The sequence below is a fragment of the Pseudomonas sp. genome (genome assembly GCF_049645325.1).
Lineage (GTDB): Bacteria > Pseudomonadota > Gammaproteobacteria > Pseudomonadales > Pseudomonadaceae > Aquipseudomonas.
On record NZ_JBARTQ010000246.1, the window covers coordinates 1 to 3,358 of the forward strand.

Below are 3,358 nucleotides of genomic sequence, written 5' to 3' on the forward strand. Positions count from 1 at the left end.
ACCTAGGCCAAATTCTGCTCGGTCAATCGCTGTACCGCCAACCGTCGATAATGCGAAGGCGTCATGCCTTTCAACTGCTGAAACCGACGATTAAAATTCGAAATATTATTAAACCCCGACTCAAAACAAACATCGGTCACCGCTTTATCCCCGTCAGCCAATAGCTCACACGATTTACTGATGCGCAGCCGATTAACAAACTCGATAAAGGTGCGCCCGGTTGCTTGTTTGAATACCCGCGAAAAATAAGTCGGCTTCATCCCCAAGTATTCCGCCACTTCCTCCAGCGACAACTCCCGCGCGTAATGCGCAAAAATGTAGTCCACCGCGCGGTTGGTCCGGTCGACGCTGTGTTCGTCGGCCAACTGCGGCGTGTTCACCCCGGACAGCAGTTGGTAGTCCTCACAGGCGCTCAACACTTCCAGCAAGATAAAGAAGTGCCCCAGCCGTGCCATGCCCTGGGCATCCTCGATGCGCTGCATCAACGTCATCGCCTGGGCAATCGTACGCTTGCAGCGAAACTCGATGCCGTACTGCGCGCGTTCGAGTAACGGCGCCAGCGTCTTGAGCTCGGTAAATATCTGGCTGCCGCCTTCAAACAGGTCCTCCGTGAAGTTGACCAGCATGTCGCGCTTGGGCACCACTTCGTCTTCCTCCACCTGGCTGATCCAGTTGTGGGGCAGGTTGGGGCCGGTGAGGAACAGGCTTTCCGGGTAGAAATTGCCGATGTAGTCGCCAATAAACACTTTGCCGGAGCTTGCTACGATCAGGTGCAGCTCGTACTCCTTATGGAAGTGCCAGCGCACCAGCGGGCAGGGGAAACCGTGCTGGCGATAGATGATGGACAGGCCGTTGTGGTCGTCCATCAGCTCGTAGGAAGGGTCGGTGATGCGCGTTGCTCGGGTCATGCTGCCGTCGCTTTATTGTGGTCGCTGCGTAGGATAATGCCCCCTTGCGCGCGACCTCGCCAGCGCCGGTGTCTAAACCACGCGGTTTTTTGCCTCGATCCACTGGGACATGTATTGGGTACTTTTATGCGCATGGTGGCGCAACATGCCGCCCGTGAAGTTGCGGCGACGATGGGCGTCGAGGTCGCTGCGGCAACGCTCCAGGCAGCCTATCAGCGCCGGGCCGTGAAGGGCTTGGTCGTAGCGGCGGGCAAGCACGTGGCGGCCATCGTCCTGGGCCTGGGTCCAGCGCTCTCGGTCCTGATACAACGCCACGGCAGCGGCGGCCAGGGCCGGGGCACTGTGTTCGATCACGCCCGGCCAGGCGTGCTCGCCGTGCATGCCCTCGGCGCCGATCGGCGTGGTGATGTTCGGTGTACCGCAGAGCATCGCATCCGCCAGCTTGCCTTTGATCCCGGCGCCAAAACGCAAGGGCGCCAGGCAGATGCGTGCCGCAGTCATGACGTGCAGGGCGTCTTCAGCCCAGTTCATCACGTGAAAACCTTGCGCGGGGTTGTGCAGGGCCGTGGCCTTGGGTGGCGTGTAGGAACCATAAATATGCAGCTGGGCCCCCGGCAATTGCTGGCGGATCAGCGGCCAGAGGCTGTTTTTCATCCAGAGCACGGCGTCCCAGTTGGGCGCATGTCGGAAGTTGCCGATGCTCAAAAAGTGCGCGCGGTCTTCAAACGGTGCGAAAGGCGCGGTCGGCGGTGCCATCATCAATGGGCACCAATGCAGCAGGGTGGCCGGCACGTTGAAGTACTCGGTCAACAGGCGGATCTCCACGTCGGAAATCATCAGGCTGATATCGCAGCGGTAAATCGCCGCGATCTCGCGCTTGGCCAGATCAGTGTCGGCCATTAGCAGGAATTCTTCCTCCAGCGCGGGGGTAAAGAGCGCAGTGAAGTCGTCGCTGCCGGGGTGGGCCTTGAGGTGGTCCTTGAAGCGCTGGTGACGCGCGTCGCGCAGGCTTTGCAGGTCGGAGGTTTCCAGCACACGCAGGGCGTCGGGGCAGCACCGCTCCACGCGCCAGCCGAATTGTTCTTCCATCATGAAACGGTCGAACACCACGATATCCGGGGCTAACTGGCGAATAAAATCATCAAAGCTGCTGTTATTGAGCTCAATCGCGCATTCGGCAATCCCCAGCGCCGGCAAGTCGGCCTTGTGTTCGCCAATGGTCGCGGGGCTGCTGAAGGTGATGTCCCAACCCTGATCCAGAAAGCTCTGCAGGATCTGCATCATGTGCCCGCCAGCGGCTGAGGAACGGGGTTCCGGCCAGACGTAGCCTATGACCAGGACTTTAGTGGCGGGGTGGTTCATCAGAGTCGATCCTTGCTAATACTTCGGCTGCATTGCCGGCAAACAAGGGCAATTAGAACACAGATCGGCGCGCCTCCTACGCGAGGCAGTTGTCGCGATCAGAGCGGGGTGTTTGATAGCAAAATGAACTACGACACTGTCACTTGTGACAGTTATGAAAGGCCTGCCTGGTTGCTAAGTTGGTTGCGATCTTTCAATCAATCGATTGGGAGCGGTTCCACCTTAGCGCATGGAGAACACTTCAAAATGACCAAGAAAGCCGCTAACCCAGGCACACCCATTCCCGCAAGCCCTCAGGCTCCCATGAACTGGGCAGGCCACACGTTCACTGCCAGTGCGAGCGCAAGCACAGGCAATCTTGAAATGCGCTGGCTTCGGTCAGGTAATACCCTGACGATTGAAACACTGCGCTATAAGTTCACCTCCGTGCCGAATCACAACAAAGCAAATATCAATATTGTTGTCGACGCGCATTCCGCTGGGGACTGGAAGCTCAACTCGCCCGACAATAGAATCCAGGATGGTCAATGGCATACCTGGGGTGCCCTGGGGGCGCTGGCGCTGGGTAACTCGACGCGGATCACCGTTAAAGTCGTGTTCATCTTTGACAAGGGAGGGCCAGACGACCGCGGAACGGCAACGTTCGACTTTAGTGTCTGACGCGCCATGGGCCGCCTGGCATCGCTGAGTCGGCGGCCCGTTTTTGCATAAAGAATCCGTTTGCTGATAGGTCATCCCCCTTACTTTGTGGTTAACTTCGGCCTCTCGAATTCGTTTTAACCAAACCCAGTATAAGGATTCCGTTCATGGCTCAAGTCACCCTTCGTGGTAACCCTGTCCAGGTTGAAGGCCAATTGCCGCAAACTGGTTCCACCGCCCCAGAGTTCACCCTGATCGCTGTCGATCTTTCCGAGGCAACCCTGGACACTTTCGCCGGCAAGCGCAAAGTGTTGAACATTTTCCCAAGCGTCGACACCCCAACCTGCGCCACCTCGGTGCGCAAGTTCAACGCTCAGGTCAACGAAGTGAGCACCACTGTGGTGCTGTGCATCTCTTCCGATCTGCCGTTTGCCCAGAAGCGTTTCTGC

4 protein-coding genes are annotated in these 3,358 nt (G+C 58.0%); 2 read left to right on the plus strand and 2 right to left on the minus strand.

Annotation, left to right across the window (positions count from 1 at the left end):
* Positions 1-2: 2 nt before the first annotated feature.
* Both WBB95_RS10785 and WBB95_RS10790 read right to left on the minus strand, forming a co-directional pair.
* Positions 3-908 carry a helix-turn-helix domain-containing protein gene (locus WBB95_RS10785; RefSeq protein WP_424487577.1) on the minus strand — a complete coding sequence of 302 codons (906 nt, stop codon included), beginning with the start codon at positions 906-908 and terminating at the stop codon, positions 3-5.
* A gap of 72 nt (positions 909-980) precedes the next feature.
* Positions 981-2,270 carry a glycosyltransferase gene (locus tag WBB95_RS10790; protein WP_424487578.1) on the minus strand — a complete coding sequence of 430 codons (1,290 nt, stop codon included), beginning with the start codon at positions 2,268-2,270 and terminating at the stop codon, positions 981-983.
* A gap of 246 nt (positions 2,271-2,516) precedes the next feature.
* On the opposite strand from WBB95_RS10790, the gene WBB95_RS10795 reads away from it, so the two are divergent.
* On the plus strand, positions 2,517-2,930 hold the full coding sequence (locus tag WBB95_RS10795) for a hypothetical protein (protein WP_424487579.1): 414 nt from the start codon (positions 2,517-2,519) through the stop codon (positions 2,928-2,930).
* A gap of 146 nt (positions 2,931-3,076) precedes the next feature.
* Positions 3,077-3,358 (plus strand): thiol peroxidase (tpx, locus tag WBB95_RS10800; RefSeq protein WP_424487580.1); only part of this gene is annotated, 282 nt, incomplete at its 3' end.

Bases quoted from the DNA above. Each gene is read 5' to 3' on its own strand.
- WBB95_RS10795 (WP_424487579.1), top strand. From the start codon at position 2,517: ATGACCAAGAAAGCCGCTAACCCAGGCACACCCATTCCCGCAAGCCCT.
- WBB95_RS10785 (WP_424487577.1), bottom strand. From the start codon at position 908: ATGACCCGAGCAACGCGCATCACCGACCCTTCCTACGAGCTGATGGAC.
- WBB95_RS10790 (WP_424487578.1), bottom strand. From the start codon at position 2,270: ATGAACCACCCCGCCACTAAAGTCCTGGTCATAGGCTACGTCTGGCCG.